At 60.4% G+C, this 19714-nt stretch carries 20 protein-coding genes; 11 read left to right on the top strand and 9 right to left on the bottom strand.

The genetic code is table 11. The features are described from left to right. Positions 1-22: 22 nt before the first annotated feature. From HQL44_13610 to nikR, 5 genes are all read left to right on the top strand, one after another. Entirely contained in the window at positions 23-1087 is a 1065-nt protein-coding gene (locus HQL44_13610) for a fructose-bisphosphate aldolase class II (protein ID MBF0269616.1), read from the top strand. 27 nt (positions 1088-1114) lie between these two features. Then, a complete protein-coding gene (locus HQL44_13605; GenBank protein ID MBF0269615.1) occupies positions 1115-1768 on the top strand; it encodes a ribulose-phosphate 3-epimerase in 654 nt (217 codons plus the stop codon). Between the two features lie 183 nt (positions 1769-1951). Further along, positions 1952-3334, top strand: coding sequence for a ribulose-bisphosphate carboxylase (locus tag HQL44_13600; protein MBF0269614.1), 1383 nt, complete (start codon positions 1952-1954; stop codon positions 3332-3334). Beyond that, the gene (locus tag HQL44_13595; protein ID MBF0269613.1) at positions 3334-4227 is read left to right on the top strand and encodes a phosphoribulokinase; all 894 of its coding nucleotides are present in this window, start codon (positions 3334-3336) and stop codon (positions 4225-4227) included. Before HQL44_13600 ends, HQL44_13595 begins: the two co-directional genes overlap by 1 nt. 306 nt (positions 4228-4533) lie before the next feature. Further along, entirely contained in the window at positions 4534-5049 is a 516-nt protein-coding gene (gene nikR, locus HQL44_13590; GenBank protein ID MBF0269612.1) for a nickel-responsive transcriptional regulator NikR, read from the top strand. Here nikR and HQL44_13585 read toward each other — a convergent pair. After that, positions 5046-7742: a response regulator gene (locus HQL44_13585; GenBank protein MBF0269611.1), complete on the bottom strand. Its 2697-nt coding sequence runs from the start codon at positions 7740-7742 to the stop codon at positions 5046-5048. The genes nikR and HQL44_13585 overlap by 4 nt on opposite strands. 197 nt (positions 7743-7939) lie before the next feature. Between HQL44_13585 and HQL44_13580 the strand changes: the two genes are divergently transcribed. From HQL44_13580 to HQL44_13570, 3 genes are read left to right on the top strand one after another with little or no spacing between them, the layout of a single operon-like run. Next, entirely contained in the window at positions 7940-8953 is a 1014-nt protein-coding gene (locus HQL44_13580) for an energy-coupling factor ABC transporter permease (GenBank protein ID MBF0269610.1), read from the top strand. Beyond that, entirely contained in the window at positions 8953-9768 is an 816-nt protein-coding gene (cbiQ, locus tag HQL44_13575; protein ID MBF0269609.1) for a cobalt ECF transporter T component CbiQ, read from the top strand. The genes HQL44_13580 and cbiQ overlap by 1 nt, the downstream gene beginning before the upstream one ends. Continuing rightward, positions 9765-10562 carry an ABC transporter ATP-binding protein gene (locus tag HQL44_13570; protein MBF0269608.1) on the top strand — a complete coding sequence of 266 codons (798 nt, stop codon included), beginning with the start codon at positions 9765-9767 and terminating at the stop codon, positions 10560-10562. The genes cbiQ and HQL44_13570 overlap by 4 nt, the downstream gene beginning before the upstream one ends. 13 nt (positions 10563-10575) lie before the next feature. Here the strand turns inward: HQL44_13570 and HQL44_13565 are convergent, their stop codons facing one another. The 5 genes from HQL44_13565 to HQL44_13545 form a co-directional block, all read right to left on the bottom strand. Further along, complete coding sequence (locus HQL44_13565) at positions 10576-10920, bottom strand: hypothetical protein (GenBank protein MBF0269607.1); 345 nt, start codon at positions 10918-10920, stop codon at positions 10576-10578. 237 nt (positions 10921-11157) lie between these two features. Further along, the gene (locus HQL44_13560; GenBank protein ID MBF0269606.1) at positions 11158-11730 is read right to left on the bottom strand and encodes a peroxidase-related enzyme; all 573 of its coding nucleotides are present in this window, start codon (positions 11728-11730) and stop codon (positions 11158-11160) included. Between the two features lie 35 nt (positions 11731-11765). After that, positions 11766-12518, bottom strand: coding sequence for a TlyA family RNA methyltransferase (locus tag HQL44_13555; protein ID MBF0269605.1), 753 nt, complete (start codon positions 12516-12518; stop codon positions 11766-11768). Next, positions 12515-13192, bottom strand: a complete 678-nt coding sequence (locus HQL44_13550) for a CoA pyrophosphatase (protein MBF0269604.1) — start codon at positions 13190-13192, stop codon at positions 12515-12517. Before HQL44_13550 ends, HQL44_13555 begins: the two co-directional genes overlap by 4 nt. Then, positions 13144-13674, bottom strand: coding sequence for a DUF1285 domain-containing protein (locus HQL44_13545; protein ID MBF0269603.1), 531 nt, complete (start codon positions 13672-13674; stop codon positions 13144-13146). Before HQL44_13545 ends, HQL44_13550 begins: the two co-directional genes overlap by 49 nt. Positions 13675-13880: 206 nt before the next feature. On the opposite strand from HQL44_13545, the gene HQL44_13540 reads away from it, so the two are divergent. Further along, a complete protein-coding gene (locus HQL44_13540; GenBank protein ID MBF0269602.1) occupies positions 13881-16898 on the top strand; it encodes a hypothetical protein in 3018 nt (1005 codons plus the stop codon). 8 nt (positions 16899-16906) lie between these two features. Here the strand turns inward: HQL44_13540 and HQL44_13535 are convergent, their stop codons facing one another. From HQL44_13535 to HQL44_13525, 3 genes are read right to left on the bottom strand one after another with little or no spacing between them, the layout of a single operon-like run. Beyond that, positions 16907-17458 (bottom strand): hypothetical protein, encoded by a 552-nt coding sequence (locus HQL44_13535; GenBank protein MBF0269601.1) that lies wholly within the window; start codon positions 17456-17458, stop codon positions 16907-16909. Further along, on the bottom strand, positions 17455-17862 hold the full coding sequence (locus tag HQL44_13530; GenBank protein ID MBF0269600.1) for an HIT domain-containing protein: 408 nt from the start codon (positions 17860-17862) through the stop codon (positions 17455-17457). The genes HQL44_13535 and HQL44_13530 overlap by 4 nt, the downstream gene beginning before the upstream one ends. After that, positions 17859-18881 (bottom strand): response regulator transcription factor, encoded by a 1023-nt coding sequence (locus HQL44_13525; GenBank protein MBF0269599.1) that lies wholly within the window; start codon positions 18879-18881, stop codon positions 17859-17861. The genes HQL44_13530 and HQL44_13525 overlap by 4 nt, the downstream gene beginning before the upstream one ends. A gap of 96 nt (positions 18882-18977) precedes the next feature. Here HQL44_13525 and HQL44_13520 point away from each other — a divergent pair, with 96 nt between their 5' ends. Further along, positions 18978-19310, top strand: coding sequence for a DUF1491 family protein (locus HQL44_13520; GenBank protein ID MBF0269598.1), 333 nt, complete (start codon positions 18978-18980; stop codon positions 19308-19310). Positions 19311-19464: 154 nt separating this feature from the next. After that, positions 19465-19713, top strand: coding sequence for a DUF4160 domain-containing protein (locus HQL44_13515; GenBank protein ID MBF0269597.1), 249 nt, complete (start codon positions 19465-19467; stop codon positions 19711-19713). Position 19714 lies beyond the last annotated feature (1 nt).

Genomic DNA, 19714 nt, shown 5'->3' with positions numbered 1-19714 from the left:
ACACTCAACAAGGAACAAGCACATGGCTCTTATTTCACTGCGTCAGTTGCTGGATCACGCCGCCGAGCATGGTTACGGCGTGCCCGCCTTCAACATCAACAACATGGAACAACTGCTGGCCATCATGGCCGCCGCCAAGAAGACCGATTCGCCGGTCATCTTGCAAGCCAGCCGAGGGGCGCGCCAATACGCCAACGACATCGTGCTCAAGCACCTGATCCTGGGCGCCATCGAACTCTATCCGGAAATTCCGGTCTGCATGCATCAGGACCATGGCAATTCGCCCGCCACCTGTATGTCGGCGGTGATGAGCGGATTTTCATCGGTGATGATGGACGGCAGCCTGAAGGCCGACGGCAAGACGGTGGCCGATTACGACTTCAACGTCGACGTCACCCGCCAGGTCTCGGAAATGTCGCACATGGTCGGCGTTTCGGTGGAAGGCGAACTGGGCGTGCTGGGATCGCTGGAATCGGGCGAGGGCGAGAAGGAAGACGGCCATGGCGCCGAAGGCGTGATCAGCAAGGACAAGCTGGTCACCGACCCCGTTCAGGCGGTCGATTTCGTCAAGAAGACCAAGGTGGACGCGCTGGCCATCGCCATGGGCACCTCGCACGGCGCCTATAAATTTAAGCAAAAGCCCACCGGCGACGTGCTGGTCATGAGCGTGGTCAAGGAAATCCACAAGCGTCTGCCCAATCTGCATCTGGTGATGCATGGCTCAAGCTCGGTGCCGCAGGATCTGCAAGACATCATCAACAAGTATGGCGGCACGATGCCGCAGACCTTCGGCGTGCCGGTCGAGGAAATCGTCGAAGGCATCAAGCACGGCGTGCGCAAGGTCAATATCGACACCGATTGCCGCATGGCGATCACCGGCCAGATCCGCAAGGTGTTTGTGGAGGATCCCAAAGTGTTCGATCCGCGCACCTATCTGAAGCCCGCCATGGCCGCCATGCAGAAATTGTGCGAAGAGCGCTATCAGCAATTCGGTACGGCAGGCAACGCCTCGAAGATCAAGCCCATTCCGCTGGCCGAAATGGCCAAGCGCTATGCCGACGGCAGCCTGGACCCCAAGTTCGGGTAATTGTTGGAACGCCTAAGGAGACAGAGCATGCCTGCCGTCAAGATTGCGCCGTCGATTTTGTCCGCCGATTTCGCCAAGCTGGGCGAGGAGGTGCGCGCCATCGATGCGGCAGGCTGCGACTGGGTGCATGTCGATGTGATGGACGGTCATTTCGTGCCCAACATCACCATCGGCCCCTTGGTGGTGGCGGCTTTGCGCCCGCACACCAGCAAGGTGATGGACGTGCATTTGATGATCGAACCGGTCGACCCCTATGTCGAGGCTTTCGCCAAGGCGGGGTCGGACGTCATTACCGTGCATGCCGAGGCGGGCCGCCATCTGGACCGCACGCTGCAGCTGGTGCGCAGCTTCGGCAAGAAAGCGGGCGTTTCACTCAATCCGGCCACGCCGGAAAGCCTGATCGAATATGTCTTGGACAAGATCGATCTGGTGCTGGTGATGAGCGTCAATCCCGGTTTCGGCGGCCAGAGTTTCATCGACAGCCAAGTCGACAAGATCGCCCGCATCAAGAAGATGATCGGCAATCGCCCCATCGAGATTGAAGTGGATGGCGGCATTACGCCCGCCACCGCGCCCAGGGTAGTGGCGGCTGGGGCCAATGTGCTGGTGGCAGGATCCGCAGTGTTTAAGACACCAGATTACAAAGGAAATATGGACGCCATCCGCAAGGCTTGCGGGTAGGCGAAGCCGCGTATTTTGCGGCCCACCCATTTCTCCTACTTAAGAGTTGAGGTGGCCCTACCCACAAGAGTTTGTAGCCACCCCTATTGGTGTGTTTTCCTACACTTTCCCTTGCGGCAAGATGCAACACAAGAACAATGAATCTAGGGAAGATGCGTCGCTAACCCTTCGTCGAGGACTCCCATGGACCAGTCTAGCCGTTATGCCAATCTGAAGCTGTCGGAGGCCGACCTGATCGCAGGCGGTCGTCACGTTTTGTGCGCCTATCGCATGAAGCCCAAGGGCAACGAAGACTATCTGGCCGCCGCCGCGCATTTCGCCGCCGAATCATCCACCGGCACCAATGTCGAAGTCTGCACGACCGACGATTTCACGCGCGGCGTCGATGCGCTGGTCTACGAGATCGATCCCGCCAAGGAATTGATGAAGATCGCCTATCCCGTTGATCTGTTCGATCGCAACATTATCGACGGGCGCGCCATGATGGTGTCGTTCCTGACGCTGACCATCGGCAACAATCAAGGCATGGGCGACATCGAATACGCCAAGATGCAAGATTTTTACGTGCCGCCCGCCTATCTGCAATTGTTCGATGGACCTTCCGTCAACATCTCGGAAATGTGGCGCGTGCTGGGCCGTCCGCAGACCAATGGCGGCATGGTGGTGGGCACCATCATCAAGCCCAAGCTGGGCCTGCGTCCCGAACCCTTCGCCAAGGCCTGCTACGATTTCTGGCTGGGCGGCGATTTCATCAAGAACGACGAGCCGCAGGGCAATCAGGTTTTCGCGCCCATGAAGGAAACCATCCGTCTGGTGGCCGATTCCATGAAGCGCGCCCAAGACAAGACTGGTCGGGCGAAATTGTTCTCGGCCAACATCACGGCCGACGACCCTGCCGAAATGCTGGCCCGCGGCCATTACATCCTGGAAACCTTCGGCCCCGACGCCAGCCATGTCGCCTTCCTGGTCGATGGTTTCGTGGGCGGCCCGACGGCGGTTACGCTGGCTAGGCGCAATTTCCCCAGTCAGTTCCTGCATTATCACCGCGCCGGTCACGGCATGGTGACCAGCAACCAGTCCAAGCGCGGCTACAATGTGCTGGTGCACATGAAGATGGCCCGCCTGCAAGGCGCATCGGGCATCCATACCGGCACCATGGGCTATGGCAAGATGGAAGGCGATCCCTCCGACAAGATCGTCGCCTACATGCTGGAGAACGACATCGCCGACGGGCTTTACTATCGTCAGGATTGGCAGGGCATGAAGGCTTGCACGCCCATCATCTCGGGCGGCATGAACGCGTTGCGCCTGCCCGGTTTCTTTGACAATCTGGGCCATACCAACATCATCCAAACGTCCGGCGGCGGCGCTTTCGGCCATAAGGACGGCGCCATCGCGGGTGCTTTGTCGCTGAGGCAGGCTCACGACGCTTGGCTGGCGGGCGTCAACTTGGTCGATTACGCAAGGGATCATGCCGAGTTGCGGGGCGCCTTCGAAAGTTTCGCCAACGACGCCGACCGACTGTATCCGGGCTGGCGCGACGCTTTGAAGGTGAAAGCCGCCTGATGTCGCGAAAGCATCCCGTCATCGCCGTGACAGGCTCATCGGGCGCCGGGACCAGTTCGGTCAGGGAAGCCTTCGAGCACATCTTTCGGCGCGACAACATCAAACCGGCCATCATCGAGGGCGACAGCTACCACCGCTATTCGCGTTCGGAAATGAAAAAGGCGATGGCTGACGCTGCCGACAAGGGCAACAACAATTTCAGCCATTTCGGCCCGGAAGCCAATCTGTTCGAGGAACTCGAAGAATGTTTCAGTTCCTACGGGGACACGGGAAGCGGGCGTCGGCGCTTCTATGTCCATAACGAGGAAGAGGCGGAGACCTTCAAGCATTACGGCGTTCAAGCCGGCGAGTTCACGCCATGGGAACCTCTGCCCGCCAAGACCGACCTATTGTTCTACGAGGGGCTGCACGGTTGCGTCTGCACCAGCTTGGTCAATGTGGCGCAATATGCCGACCTCAAAATCGGCGTGGTGCCGGTGATCAATCTTGAATGGATTCAGAAGATTCATCGCGACACGCAGACTAGGGGCTATTCCGAAAAGGAAGTCATGGCCACCATTCTGCGTCGCATGAGCGATTACGTTCACTACATCGTGCCGCAGTTCAAGCTGACCGACATCAATTTCCAGCGGGTGCCCGTGGTCGACACTTCCGACCCCATCATCGCGCGCGACATTCCGACTTTGGACGAAAGCCTGGTCGTGATCCGATTCAAGAAGCCCGACCGCTTCAAGATCGATTTTCCTTACCTGTTGCAGATGATCAAGGATTCATGGATGAGCCGCAGGAACACCATCGTGGTGCCCGGCGGCAAAATGGGATTGGCGATCGAATTGATCATGACGCCAATTCTGCGTCGGATTATGGAGGACCGGCGCAGCCTGATGGCCTGATCGGGTCGGGCGGACTTGCCCGATGAGCCATTTGGAATTTTTCCTCCATCCTGGTGCGTCACTTGGGCTGGACCTTCGGGTCCAGCCCCTTTTTTTGAAGTTGCTTCCGCCCTCAGTCGCCGGGCGTTCGCTCCGCTCACTTGGCTTCCGCGCCATCTGGCGCGCGGCCCCTTGGGCCTAGTCGCTGCGCTCCATTTTGCGGTTAATGCTAGCAAACCGCGTCTCTCCTTCTGCAGGGCCGCTGTTTTTTGGCCGCCGTTCTTGGTATCTTGGGTCGCCGCCTGGGCAATTCAAGGGAGACCCCTCATGGACCGTTTCACGGTTTCGCTGGAAGAAGAGTTGCTGGAGAGTTTCGACGCCTTCATTCAGCAAAAGGGCTACCAGAATCGGTCGGAGGCGGTGCGCGACATCCTGAGGGACACGCTGGAAACCGAGCGCCTGAAGGCAAGCAGGCCGGAAGGCCATTGCATCGCCAGCCTGTCCTACATCTACAATCACCATGAGCGGGAACTGGCAAGGCGCCTGACCCAGGCGCAGCACGCGCATCACGACCTGACGCTGTCTACGCTGCATGTCCATCTCGATCACGAGAACTGCATGGAAGTCACGGTACTGCGCGGACCTACCGCCGAGGTCAAACGCTTTGCCGATGAAATCTGCGCCGAAACGGGGGTGCGCCACGGCAAGTTGAACGCCGTGCCGGTCAGCATCGAACAGACCCACAGTCATCACGGCAAAGGCGAGAAGGGCCATCATGCCCATACCCACGATCATGGGCACAGCCATGCCCACCAGCATCTGCACAGCGTCCCGAAAAGTTAGGACTGGCGGCCGGTTTCCATCAGGTCGTCCAGACGCACGACGGCGGCGATCCAGGCATCTGGCATGTCTTGGATCAGCTCCCTGGCCTCGGCTTCGCGCCCTTCGTTGGCCGCCAACTCGATGCGCATCGTAAGGTCGCTGAGTTCGCTGGCGCCAATATAGGCGGCCATGCCTTTCAGATCGTGGGCGTAATAGCGGATGTCCGAAAGCGGCCCCTCATGGGCCAGGTTGCGAAGCGCCTGACAATCCCTGGTTCCGGTGCTCAGGAATAGCTCGCCCAATTCCACGATGGCGTTGGTGCCTAGATATTTCGACAAGGTCGCCAGCGTATCCGGCTTGTCCTGGGCAACCGGGGCGGCATCCTTTGCCTTCGACATGCTGAACGCCAAACTGTTCGCCAACTCGTCCGGTTCGATGGGCTTGGCGACATGCGCCGTGAATCCCGCCGCCATGTAGCGTTCGACGTCGCTGGGCATGGCGTTGGCGGTCAGGGCGATGATGGGAATTTGGCCAAGCGGCGCCGGCAGACGGCGAATGGTGCGCGTTGCTTCCAGCCCGTCGATCTCGGGCATTTGGATATCCATCAAGATCAGATCGAAATTCTTGTTCATGGCCAGTTCGATGGCTTCGCGCCCGTTGAAGGCCACTTCGGCCTGATGTCCCCCCGCCGCCAGCAAGCCCAGGGCGACGCGCTGATTGATCGGGTTGTCTTCGGCCAGCAGAATCTTCAAAGCGGGCTGAGTGGCATGCGCCTCGGCGACGGGCAGGGATTCCTGGGGCCTCGCCAGTTGGAAATGAAGGCTGAACCAGAAACGGCTTCCCTGTCCCGGTTCGCTTTCGACGCCAATTTGGCCGTTCTGCGCTTCGATCAGGCGCTTGCAGATGATCAGCCCCAGCCCGCTGCCGCCATAGCGTCTGGCGATCGACGAGTCCGCCTGGGTGAAGGGTTGGAAGAGCTTGGCCTTGGCCGCTTCATCCATGCCGATGCCGGTGTCCTGGATCGAGAATTCAAGACAAGCCTTGTCGCTTTCGATCTTCGTTGCGCCGACATGGATTTTGATCGATCCGCTTTCAGTGAATTTCACTGCGTTGCCGGTCAGATTCATCAAGAGTTGGCGCAGGCGCACCGGGTCGCCAGCCACCCATTCCGGAACGCCCTTGTCCAAAATCGTGTCAAGGGTCAGCCCTTTGCTTTTGGCGCTGGCTTCGAAAAGCCCCGACACGTCCTGGCACAGGCTGGGCAGGTGGAAGGGAATGGTCTCGAATTCCAAACGCCCGGCTTCCAGTTTCGTCAGGTCCAGAATGTCGTCCAGAATGGTCAACAGTCCCTTGGCCGAACTGTTCAGCATCTCCATCTGGGCCTTTTGCTCTTTGCTCAGTGGGGATTGAAGAAGCAGATGGCTCATGCCCAAGATGCCGTTCAGGGGCGTTCTGATTTCGTGGCTCATGGTGGCCAGGAAATCCGACTTGGCCCGGTTGGCGTTCTTGGCCGCCGTCATGGCGTCACGCATCTCGGCGGTGCGATCCTCGACCAGTTGTTCGAGATTCTGGGCCAGCGTTCTGGCTTCCTTCTCGCGGGCGACGATCCTGTCTTGCATCAGGTTGATGGTGTCCGAAATGTGCGCCAGTTCGGCGAAGCCCTTGGTTGGAAGGCGGCTGTAAAGCCCATCGGCAATGCCTTGCAGCCGTCCGGTGATGCCCATGATCGGGTTGATCATGGCCTTTTCCAAATACCAAGCGGCCAGCGCGAAGGCGGCCAGCGCGCAGACGATCGAGAACAGCCCAACCGTCCAGGCGAATTTGATCGAAAGGGCCTGGATATCGCTGATGTCGTAAACGACCTTGGTGACGATGGTTTCCGTGGGCCCATGATTCTCGTCCACGCGGTCCGAGCGTTCGTAAACCTCGATCAGGTTTCCCTTTTGTCGGCGCAGCTTGCCATCGGCGGAAGCGAGCAGGGCTTTGGAGATGGCGCTTTCAAGGCTTCGTCCCGGTTCCAGCAGGGACCAAGTGCCCTGCTTGTTGGCGATCAGGATGTCGATTTCGCGAATGCCGTCTCCTTCGGAGGCGGTCAGATTGAACATGTCGCGGAACAGAAATTCGACGAAGCGCTCCGAGCGCGCCCGTTTCAAGTGCGGCAGCAGATCATGCGAAACTTCGACGATGTAGGATTTTCCCACCGGGCTGAAATAAGCGTATTTCCTGAAGATGCCGGTTTTGATCGACACGCTGTAGCGATCAGAGACGACCTTGCCCTGTCCATAAATGCTGTTCAGCAGTTTCCAAAGCCCCTCGCTGATCGATTTCAGGTCAAGGCCGACGTCGGGCTTGAAATTGCTATTGAGGATGACGCCGTTGCGGTCGATCAGGTAAATGTGATCGGCACCGTATTTCAAGGACAGCGCGTTCAGCGTTTCAACGGGAATCGCCTGCTGGTTTCCTTCCCAGGGCAGCAGCTCTTCGGCCAACTGCGGCATCACCGTTTGCAGGCGCTGGTTCAGAAGATTCTCTTCTTCCGAAATCAGGACGTCCAACGTATGGAACTTGTCGCGCAACTGTGTCTGGACGGCGGCCAGACGCTGCTCGGCGCTGGCGTTCAGGTTCGTGCGGGCGACGTAAGCCACACCCCCTCCGACCAGCAAGGTCGAAATGGCGACGATGCCCAACAGCAGCAAGCCAAGCCTTCTGCGCACGCCAGATCCCCTTTGCATGCCCCCAAATTTCTCTCCTTATAAATTGAGGGGGCTTAACTACAAACAACTATTTTCTCTAAGGACTTAAGCTCGAATCATACAGTAGCTCTAACTTTGCGATCACGCCTTGACGCCCCCCGGATGGGTGGGATAGATTTCGTCATACGATTTTTGATTTCTTCATACGCGGTGTTCTCATGCATATGGCAGATGCGCTGCTTTCACCTGCCGTGGGCGGGGCCATGTGGGCCGCCACGGGCGTTGCCATCGCCGTCGCCTCGAACAAGATGAAGCGCTCGCTCGACCACCGCCAGGTGCCGTTGATGGGCATTCTGGGCGCTCTGGTCTTTGCCGTGCAAATGCTGAACTTCGCTATTCCCGGCACCGGCTCTAGCGGCCATTTCGCGGGCGGGCTTTTGTTGGCCATTCTTTTGGGGCCGCATGCGGGTTTCCTGACCATCGCCTCGGTGGTGACCGTTCAAGCCCTGTTCTTTGCCGATGGCGGCCTGCTGGCCCTGGGGGCCAATATCTTCAACATGGGTTTCTTGGCCTGCTACGTCGTCTATCCTTTCATCTACAAGCCGCTGGCCAAGGGCCGCATGAGCCGCGCCGTCACCTGGATGGCGGCCATTTTGGCGCTGCAGCTGGGAGCTTTTGGCGTGGTGGTCCAGACGGCGGTGTCAGGCATTGCGGAACTGCCGCTTGCCGCCTTCATGCTGGCCATGCAGCCCATTCATCTGGCCATCGGCATCGGCGAGGGGCTGATCACCCTGGCAGTCATCGAACTGATCACGCGCGCCGAACCGGGCATCTTGCCCCGCAGCCAATCGACGCCGACCGGCCTGCTGGCGGGCAAGCGCGCCCTGGCGGCTCTGGCGGTCCTGGCCATGGTTTCGGGCGGTTTGTTTTCGTGGTTCGCTTCGTCCAATCCCGATGGCCTGGAATGGTCGATCGCCAAGCTGACCGGCGAGGAAGCAACATTGACGGGGGCCTCTAGCAGCCTGCATCAGGCGGCCGCCAGCCTTCAGGAAAAACTGTCCTTCCTGCCTGATTACAATTTTCCGGCGCCGGAAGAAGCCAAAAGCGATGATGGCGCATTCGTTCATCCCGATGCCGGAACCACGCTTTCGGGATTGGTGGGCGGGCTGATCGTGCTGGCCTTCGCCATTTTGGCCGGGCTGCTGCTGAAGCGCCGCCCCGAAGCCGCCTGATGGGGGCCGGTTGCGCCACCCATCCCGGCGATCTAGGCACGCTGGACCGCTGGGCCAGGGCGCAGTCTCCCATTCACGATCTTGATCCTAGGGCCAAGTTGATTGCGGTTCTGGCTTTTGCCTTGGCCGTGGTGTCGTTGGATAAATATGCGTTGGGCGAGCAATTGCCATTTTTCGCCTTTCCCATCTTTTTGTGGGCGCGCTCGGGGGTGCCCGCCGGTTTGGTCGCAAGGCGCGTCCTGGCCGTTGCCCCCTTTGCCGCCATGGTTGGCCTGTTCAATCCGCTGCTTGATACCCAGCCCTTGCTGACGCTTGGCGGCGCAGCGATTTCCGGCGGCTGGATTTCCTTCGCCTCGATTCTGCTGCGCGGCCTGCTGACCATCAGCGCCCTGGTGCTGCTGGTGGCGACGACGGACATTCCGAAACTGAGCATGGCCGCCGAGCGGCTGGGCGTTCCCCGTGTTTTCGTGGCCCAGATGCAGGGGCTTTACCGCTATCTCTTCTTGCTGGCCGACGAGGCCGGGCGGACCTATCTGGCCTTTCGTCTGCGTTCGGCGAATGCCAAGCCGCCCTCTTGGCGCGTCTTTGCGGCCATTCTTGGCCAACTGCTTCTGCGCTCGCTGGAGCGGGCTAGGCGCGTCCATCTTGCCATGTTGCTGCGCGGCTTCGACGGCGACATCCGCAGCCTTTCTGGCCTGTCCTTCACAGGTCGGGATTGGCGTTTCTTGATTTTCTGGCTTTGCCTTGTGAGCGCCTTGCGCTTCTTGCATCCGGCGCCCTGGATCGGCCACGCGATCTTGAAAGTCTTGCCATGAGCCATCACAAGATCAGCGTTCAGGATGTGCGTTTCGCCTATCCTGGCGGCGGGCCGGTTCTCGATGGCGTGTCGTTCGAGATTGGGCACGGCGAGTCCGTCGCCGTGGTGGGCGCCAACGGGGCGGGCAAGACGACGCTGCTGAAACATCTGAACGGAATCTTACTGCCGGAAAGCGGACATGTCGCAGTTGGCGACGTCAAGGTCGGTCCGGGAACGCTGGCTCATGTGCGCCAAGCCGTGGGCACGGTCTTCCAAGATCCGGACGATCAGCTTTTCATGCCCAGCGTGTTCGAAGACGTGGCTTTCGGGCCTCTGAATTTCGGCATGGAGGCGCAAGACTGCGCCAGCCGAGTTCAGTCATGCCTGGAGCAAGTGGGTGCTTGGCATCTGAGGGAACGAGCGCCGCATCAATTGTCGGGTGGCGAAAAACGTCGGGTGGCGATTGCCGCCGTGCTGGCCATGTCGCCCGGAATCTTGCTGCTGGACGAACCTTCGACGGGGCTGGACCCCAAGGGACGCCGCCAGATCATCGAGCTGCTGAAGGGATTCTCGCATAGCAAGATCATCGTCAGCCACGATCTGGAACTGGTGCGCGATCTTTGCCCGCGCACGATCATTCTGCACGAGGGCAAGGTGGCGGCCGACGGCATAACGGACGACCTGCTTTTGGATGCGCCGCTCATGAACCGGGCGGGCCTTGAAGTGCCCGCCAGCCTCAGGCCATGCTTGTCTTGTGGAAAGACAAACGCCAACCGCCCCGCAGGCCAGAGCCTGCAGGCGACTTCTTGCTAGGAAAGGCGTAAGCCTAGCTCTTGGCGCTGCTGTCGCCGCCGGAAGATCCGCCCTCGGAAGACGTTCCGCCACTGCCGCCGCCATCACCCGTCGAAGGCGCTGGTGTGGGCGCCGCGCTGGTTTCTCCGCCGGACGAGCCGGCGCGGGAATCCGAAGAAGTGTTCTGCCCCTGATGGGCGATCACCTCTCCTTCGCGGTAACGCTTGACCACCGTCTCGGAAGGAAACTGAGCGGTGACATCGCCGGAAGAGTTGTCGCGGTATTGCAAGATGGCAACGCCCGCTTCGCTGTCGACGTGGATGACAGGGCTGATATAGCCCAATCCAGCATCGGCATGCTTGGCTTCCGGTTGTGGCATAGGATCAGGCTTTACGGCTTCTTGCCGCTGCACTGTCCGGGGTGGGCTGTCTAATGGTGCAATTTTCATATCTGCCCCCATGCGTTCCATTCTAGAACACGATGTTCCAATCTACGCATTTTCTCCCGTTGTTGCAAGGGGTTGATTTGATCTGCCGCAATTAGGTGCTCCGCCAGGGTGAAAACTGTGACGATTCAGTAGGGTGATATATTATCTAGATATCATTTAAGGTTGCGTCTACCGGCTCATGGCGTGGTAATCGGGGTTCGGCATCATGTCCAGCCCGTGCGCCATGCGGTTGGTGTAGTTGAAAAAGGCGGTCACGTCGCAAATGTCGAAAATGTCCGATTCGCTGAAACCGACATCGCGCAGTCCCTGGCGGTCGTTCTCCTGGATGCTTTGCGGATCGCTGGTCAGCTTCCAGGCGAAATCCAGCATGGCGCGCTGGCGGGGCGACAAGTCGGCCACCCGGTAATTCATGACCATCATCTCGCCCAATTGCGGGTCGCCCGAAAGTTGACGCACGGCTTGGCCGTGAGCAACCAGACAGTAATAGCAGCGGTTATGCGACGAGACGGCAACCGCGATCATCTCGCGCTCGAGCTTGGACAGGCCGGATTCAGCCAGCATCAGCTCGTTGTAATAGCTGATGAAGTGGCGCAATTTGTTGGGCCGGGCCGTATAGGCTTGCAGCACGTAGGGGATCATCCCCAGCTTTTCTTGGCATTTGCCGAAATATTTCCGCAGGTCGTCGTCCAAACTCTCTTGGGCGGGCAGGGGAATGCGGACGATGTGATCGGGCTGGGGCATGGCGGCGTCGCTCCTGATGCGTTGTTTGTCCCAGGCTAGCCGTTGCCCTTCCTGGCCGCCAACAGAAATTCGACATTGCCCTCGGGTCCCAGGATCGGGCTTGGTTCGATCCCCGCCACCCGCCAACCGGGCAGGCCGTTCACCCAATCTTGGATGCGCTGGCAGACCTCGGAATGCAAAGCGGGGTCGCGCACCACGCCGCCCTTGCCGACCCGGCCTTTGCCGACCTCGAATTGCGGTTTGATCAGGGCGACCAGCCAAGCCTGCGGCTTGGTCAGGGCCAAGGGGGCGGGAAGGATGGTTTCCAGCCCGATGAAGCTGGCGTCGCACACCACCATATCCACCGGATCGGGCACCTCGGCTTGCGACAGATGGCGGGCGTTGACGCGCTCTTGCACCACCACGCGCGGATCGTTGCGCAACTTCCAGGCCAGTTGCCCATGGCCGACATCGACGGCATGCACCTTGGCCGCCCCGCTTTGCAGCAGCACGTCGGTAAAGCCGCCCGTGCTGGCCCCGACATCGATCGCTAGCCAGCCCTTGGGGTCGATGGCGAAATGGGCCAGCGCATGCGCCAGTTTCTGGCCGCCGCGCGACACCCAGGGATGTTCCTGGCCCTTGAGGTCCAGGGGCGTATCGGCGGGCAACGTCATGCCCGGTTTGTCCAGCCGCCTGCTTTCAGACAAGACAAGTCCCGCCATGATCAGGGCCTGGGCCTTGGCGCGGCTTTCCACCAGCCCGCGTTCGACCAACAACTGATCCAGGCGGATCTTTTGGGGCTTCGTCATCGCAAGACTTCGTACAGATTCATCAAGATACCAGCCGTGGCGCCCCAGATGTAATGGCGGCCATAGGGCATGGCGAAATAGCGCCGCTGTTGGCCCCTGATCTCTTTCTCGCATGTTTGGTGATTGGCCGGATCAAGCAGGAAGGGCAGGGGGACTTCAAAGACCTCGGCCACTTCGAACGGATCGGGTTGCAGGTCGAAAGGGGGGCGGATCAGCCCGACCAAAGGAGTCACGCAAAAGCCGGTGCCGGTCATGTAATCGTCCAAACGACCGATCAGGTCAATCTGCGAGCGGTGAAGGCCGATTTCCTCCTCGGTTTCGCGAAGCGCCGCCTGGGCGGGTGTTGCGTCCCGCTCCTCGATCCGCCCGCCGGGAAAGCTGACCTGGCCCGCATGATGTTGCAGATGTTCGGTGCGTCTGGTCAGAAGAACCGTGAAACCTTCGGTGCGCTCGACCAATCCCACCAGCACGGCGGCTGGCCTTAGGGTTGGGGGCAGGGCCATGCCGGGATTGAGGTCGGCGTCGCCGCGCCCTGCGGCGTCAAGGCCGGGAGACCGGCGCTGGCCGGGCTTGTTGCTTGCCAAACGGTCATAAAGGAAGGGGCGCGTGTAGATGCCAGGATCCACTACGCATCGTCCAGACTGCCCAGTAGGAAGAACGTTCCGCTGCTCCATAGACCGAACCGGGTTCCCTCTTCGCTTTCTTCCTCGTGCCCCAGCGACACCATCTCGTAATATACCGGACGCGACAGCTTGGCTTCCAGTCCGTCGCGCACCAGCACGTAGGGAACGGGTTCGCCGCTCCTGGGGTCGGGGGCCAGACGCAAAGGATGGGCCGAATCGACGGTCACCAACTCATCGACATTGGTGCGCAGGCTGACCACGCGGTCGCGGCCGGATCCGCAGGAAAACAGTTCGACGGCCAGAAAAGGCGCGTCTTCCACCTCGATGCGGGCCATTTCGGCGGGCGTGATCAGCCAATAGCTGCCGTCTTGCCTGCGGGTGAGGACCTGGGCGAACAGGCAGACCATTTCCTTGCGTCCTATCGGCGACCCTTTGTACAGCCAGGCGCCGTCGCGGGTGATGCGCATGTCGATATCGCCGCAATTTTCAGGGCCGGCGTCTTGCGGTCGTCTGTTTGAACAAATGTCGGTCATGACTGGCTGTTGGCTGAAAAGATCGCGATGTCAGGTTTCCCCTATCGTCTTAAAGTGGGACGACCTTCCAGGGGATACAAGCCGCCCATCATTCTGTGGGTTATATCCGAATGTGGCCCAGGTCTTGTGGCAGCCGGGTTATAGCAGAAATTCATTGACGCATAAGGGGAAGAGTCGGACCCTTGGACGATTCAAAAGGAAAAATGATGGCCGAAGAATTGCGTCCGCGCCCAGGGATGGGCACCAGTCCGCTGAAAATCGCCTACGACGCCGAAAAGGCGTTGGCGGGGGAGGCTGCGCCCAGCAATTCCCAGCCTTCCCAAGCCGAGGCGGCCGTCGCCCCTCCCCCCGACCCCATGCCCGAACCGGTCCCTTCCGTGCTGCCCGCTGAACCAGCGTCGCCTTCGCAGGATCATCGGCAAGAGCAACTGGCGCTTTCGGGTTCCCATTCCCAGCACTGGCGGGCGACAAGGGCCGACCGGTCGCGCCGCTTGCGCGTTTGGGGCGGCTTGGGCGTCACCTTGTTCTGGTTCGCTCTGGCCTTTTCCTATGTTCAGGAATCGGTAGGCTTCTCCAACCTGTTTTCGATGCTGCCGCACGAATTCGGCGGGCTTCTGGGCGGCGTCGCCCTGCCTGCGGCCTTTTTGTGGCTTATCTTGCTTCAGTTCGAGCGCCAGGGCGGGCAAAGCGCCAACCTGCGCAATCTGGAACAGCGCCTGGGTTTGCTGCTTTATCCCGACGAGGAGGGCGAGGCCAGGGCCAAAATGATTGCCGATTCGCTGGCCCGCCAAGCCTCTCAGCTGACGCGTGCCGTCAATTCCGCCGTCCAGGACGTGGCAGCGGTTGGCAATCAGTTGAAGCGCCATACCGACGATTTGTCGGGGGCCGCGCAATCGGTCGAGGAACGGGCGCAAACGGCGGTGCGCGTGCTGGGCGAACATGTGCGCGAATTCTCCGGCGTGGCCGAGGCGGCTTCGGGCCGGGCCAGAGAGGCCGAGGCCATGCTGCGCCATCAGGTGGGCGAAGTGTCGTCGGCTTCGGACGCGGCCGCCTTGCGCGTGCGCGACGCCGAGGGCTTGCTGCGCACGCTGGCCGGAAACCTGACCCAGGCGGGCCTGGAAGCCGAGAGCCGCACGCGCGCGATTTCCGAACTGACGCGCCAGCAGCAGGAAAGCCTGTCCAAAGCCGCCGAAGTGGCTGGCCGCGAAGCCCAGACGATTACCCGCGCCATCGAGGAGCAGTCGGGCAAGTTGGTGGCGTCTTGCGCCACGGCGGCCCAGCATGTGGGGCAGCTTAGCGCCAAGTTGGCCGAAGATACCGGCAAGTCGAATGAGCTTTTGAACTTGCGCGCCTTGTCGCTTGACGAGGTGGGCCGCAGGATCGGCGAAACGGGCGAGCGCATCGACGCCATGCTGGGTCGGCAGGTCGAGGCGATCGAGCAGGTTTCGGGCCGCGTTCTGGGCCGCGTGAAGATCGTGGAAGAAGCCGTGTCGGTCCAGTCGCGGGAACTGGGCCAAGCCAGCGATACGGCCCTGGAGCGTTTCCGCTCAATCGAGGAATCTTTTGGCCGCTCGAAGCGCGCCCTCGAAGAGGCCAGCGCCGACGCCAAGGAACGCATCACGGAAATCGGCGGGCTGGTGCAATCTCGGGCCGACGAACTGAACGCCAGCACGGAAAAGGCCAATGCAGGCATGCTAAGCCTAGGCGAAAGCTATCAGGCCCAGGCCAAGCTGCTGGCCGAGGCGGACGAGCGCCTGACCGCCAGAAGCCGCGATCTGTCCACCTCCATGAAGGAGCTGATTTCGGAATTGTCGCGCGGCGGCGATCAGTCGAACCGTTTGGCCGAGCAGATACGCACCACCTTGAAGAAGCAGGCCCAGGAGCTGGAGGACATCGCCAATGTGGTGTCGGCGCAAGCCAAACTCTCGGAATCCTCGCTGGCCCAGCAGTCGCGCCATCTGACCGCCACCTCCGATCAGGCGATGGCCAGGATCAAGGCGATTGGAGAAGTGTTGCGCGGCTCGACCAGCGAACTGACCACCACCTCCAGCCGGGTGGCCTTCGACCTTGAGGCCTTGGGCGAAGCCTTGCGCACCCGGGCGTCGGAAATGGTGGATGCCGCGGAACAGGCGGCGACGCGCACCAATGTGATGGGCGAATCGCTGGAGCGGCGCACCCAGCAATTGGCCGAACTGTCCGATACGGCCACCTCCAGGCTGCAAACCGTGGGCGAAACCCTGAAGCGACAGGGTGAGGCCTTGGCCCATGTGGCCGATCAGGCGGAAGAACAGGTCAAGGAGGCCGGATCGCAGATCGAGCGTCAAAGCGAATCGCTGTCGCGCGTCTCGGGCGAATCGCTGGCCTTGCTCAAGGCCTTCAACGAGGCGCTGCGCCAGCAGTCGCACGATGTCGCCGAGGCTTCGGACCAAGCCCATATGCAAGGCCGCAGCCTGTCCGACATGCTGCGCCAGTCCAGCCAGGATTTCGGCGAAAGCGCTGGTCGCACTTCGGCCAATGTGGCCGCCGTCAACGACATGCTGCGTCAAAGTATGCGCGAATTGGTGGGATCGTCCGAGCGCGCGGTGGCGCATGTGCGCGCCGCCGGAGAAAGTTTCCGCCGCCAAGCGGCCGATCTTGGCAACACCGCCGAGGGCGCCGTGCGCGAAGTGGAAGACGTCTACGGCAAGCTCAAATCGCAGACCGGCGAATTGTTTGCCACCGGCGACCGCGTTGCCGCCAAGGCCCAGGAACTGGGCGGCGTCTTCGAACGCCAAGTGGGCGAGTTGATCCGCACCTCGGACGCGGCGGCCCAGCAGGCCGCTTCCTTGAAACAGATGCGCTCCGAAGTGGGGCTGGAAACCTTCCTGCAAGGAGCCGCCTTCGTGGTCGAGCGCCTGCAATCCTTGGCCGTCGATGTGGCGCGCCTGATGCAACCCGACATCGATGACGACACATGGCGTCGTTTCCAGAAGGGCGATCAGGCCATTTTCGTGCGCCGTCTCTTAAAGCAGCTTGATCGCGGCAAGATCGATGCGGCAAGGCGCAAGGTGGCCGATGACGGGCAGTTCCGCGACTATGTGGTGCGCTACGTCAACGAGTTCGAGAATCTGCTGTCCAGGGCCAAGGCCGCCGACCGCGCCGACGTTCTGACCGCCACCTTCACGGCGTCCGAAGTCGGCAAACTGTACATCGTTCTGGCCCGCGTGCTGGGCCGCATCGAGTAGGGGGGAAGTTACTCCCCCTTGATCGTCAGGCTATTCAGCATCGCCTTTGCGGTGGGCAGGGCGTGGGGGAAGTCCTCGGCGGGGCCGGTGAAAATCCAGACATGCAAGACGGGGGCTTTCGGTCTGGGCAGGATGACGATCCATTGCCTGAATGTGTCGCCGCGCCTGGAGAATTCCGCCACCATCTGGCCGCCGGTGATTTTCACGCCGCCCTTTTCATAAACGAAGGGATGGCGGGTCAGCACTTCCAAGCCCGAGGTCTGATCTTGCATGCGCCCTTCAAGCCGGGCCATTTCGCCCATCACGGCGGCAGGCTTGTCCTTGGAATCTTGCGTATGCACATTCTGGATGCTGACCGTCGTGTTGTAGGCCGCCGTTCCCTCGCGGCCGCTGAAGACGACCGAATAGTCGGTGGGTTCAACCTTGATCCAATCGACGGGATAGTTGATGCGGTATCCCCAGCCTTCGGGGCCGAAATCTGCGCCCAGCTTGATGTCTTGCGCCTTTGCCGCCGAGATCGCCAGCAGCATAGCCGCGAAAAACGCCGAAACGATTTTCATCGGTCAAAAACCTCGTGCAGCGCTCTTAGCCTGTCCAGGAGCGCTTGCGGCGCGAAGGGGGCGGGCGGGCAGGCGCCCCAGACCGGTTTGGGCCAGGCGGGATCGTTCTCGAAGCGGGCAATGACATGGACATGCAGTTGCGCCACCATGTTGCCCAACGCCGCCACGTTGATCTTGGCTGGCTTGAAAAGCCGCTCCAGGATTTCGCCGACATAGGCGATCTCTTCGATCAGGACCAAGCGATCCGCCGGAACCAACTGGTGGATTTCCCGAACATCCGCCCGCTCGGGAACCAGGATCAGCCAAGGCCATGTTTGATCGTTCATCATAAGCAGGCGCGACAGTCCCAGGTTTTTAACCGGCACGGTGTCGGCTTCCAGCCTGGGGTGAAGGATGAAGCTCATAATCCCTGGGCGTTTGCCTGAGCCACGGTGGCCTGCGTCTGGCGGGCGATGGCTGCCGCCTCCCTCTTGGCCTTGTTGCGCTTTTCGGATTTCTCGATGGCGGCGTTGACCTGGCTGGCCAATTCATCGGGCGAGGCTGCGCTGCGCAGTCCGATATTGATCGCCTGGGCCAATTTTCTGAGCAACTCGATTTCCTTGCCCTCGGGAACGCCCGGAAAGGCCAAGCCGATGCGATCCGCCGTCTCGGCAAGCGTATTGGCCAGCTTGACGATCTGCGCGTTGCTTTCCTCGTCGATGCGATGCATGAATTCCATCAAGGCCCATTTCAGGTCCTTGAGCGCGAAGGGCGCCTCCTTGGAAGCGCTTTCGGCCAATGGCGCCAGCCGTTCGGCCTGGAAGGCCAGTTGGAAGGCCAAGCGAACCACCATTTCTTCATTCATTCGCCCCAGGGCGAGATCGACCGCTTTTTGCAACTGTCCGGTATCCACCTTGCGCTTGGCCGCCTTCAGTTTCAGCGTGTTGGGCACATGGAAATGCGGCACTTCGGTGCCTTCGCGCGGGCCGCGCCTGCGGTCGGGTCCGATATAGCCCGAAGTGGCGACGAAGGGTTTGCGCCGCTCGATCAAGGCCTCGATGCGCTTGAACATCACCTGCGGCGACACCGGTTTCAGAATGATGTGATCGGCGCCGGTATTGACCAGCTTTTCGATGTCTTCGATCTTGGTTTGCCAGACGGTCAGGACGATCGACATGAAGGGGTTGTTGACGCCCTTGTTGAAGCGGACGTTGCGCACCAGTTCGCAGGCGTCGCCGCCGGGCGTATGGGCGTCGATGAACAATAGATCGGGCGCTTCGCGATCAAAGTCGGGCTTCATCTTCTCGATGGTGCCGTAGTCCATCACATTGCGGAAATTGGCCCCCATCAGGGCTTGGCGCAAATTGTTGCGCAATTGCACATCCGGTTCGACCAACATGATGCGGATCGAACTGCGGGCGTCAGGCGGTATAAGTTCGAACATGTCGTTCCCGTTGCTCTTTGGCCTTTTCGGGGTGCGATTTCCCTTGGTGCATGTTTGGATTATAGTGGATGAATTCAAGAATGAAAAGGAAGCGGCATGGCGCGGGTGAAAAGCGGCTTGTGGGTGCAGGCGCTGCTGTGGCGGTTGGACCGTTCGGCAACGGCGGTCGTCGTGCGCAAACGTGGCGATGCCGATTCCGGAAGCATTCTTCTGAAATTGACATATCTTGACGGCACCGCCGCCATCCTGTCGCAGGTTCAGGACGGGGCGGGGCATTCGGGCTGGATGAAGGCCACCGGCAACGATCCGGTGCCCGAGGAAAAAACCGAGTCCTACATCGCCCGCAGCTTGGATATCGACCCCGACCAGTGGGTGATCGAGATCGAGGACCCCAAGCGCCAGTTCAGCCCCGATGAGAGTGTTTTTTGAGAGCGGCTGCGGCTGGTGATGGACGGGAAAAGCTGTTTGGTGGTCGCCGACAGAGGTGAGTAAGCGGGTATATTGGTCCCATTTCTTTCCTTCTGCCTTGACAGGCAATCAATTCTACGTAGGCTGGACAAGCAATTAAAGCGGGAAATGCGCATTGCCTGAAATATCACGCTTTCTGGGAATCGTGATCTTCATGTATTTCAACGAGCACAACCCGCCCCATATCCATGTGAAATACAACGAATTCATGGCCGTGGTGGAACTGCGGACCATGAACATTCTGGATGGCCGCTTGCCCGCCCGGGTGCGGGGCCTGATTGCGGAATGGGTGGAATTGCATCAAGATGAACTGCTTGAAATGTGGGCCAGCAAGCGATTCCACGCTGTCGCCCCGTTGGTGTAGG

It is taken from the genome of Alphaproteobacteria bacterium, from assembly GCA_015231795.1.
Taxonomy (GTDB): Bacteria; Pseudomonadota; Alphaproteobacteria; order Rhodospirillales; family WMHbin7; genus WMHbin7.
This window is presented reverse-complemented; position numbering and strand designations above follow the sequence as displayed.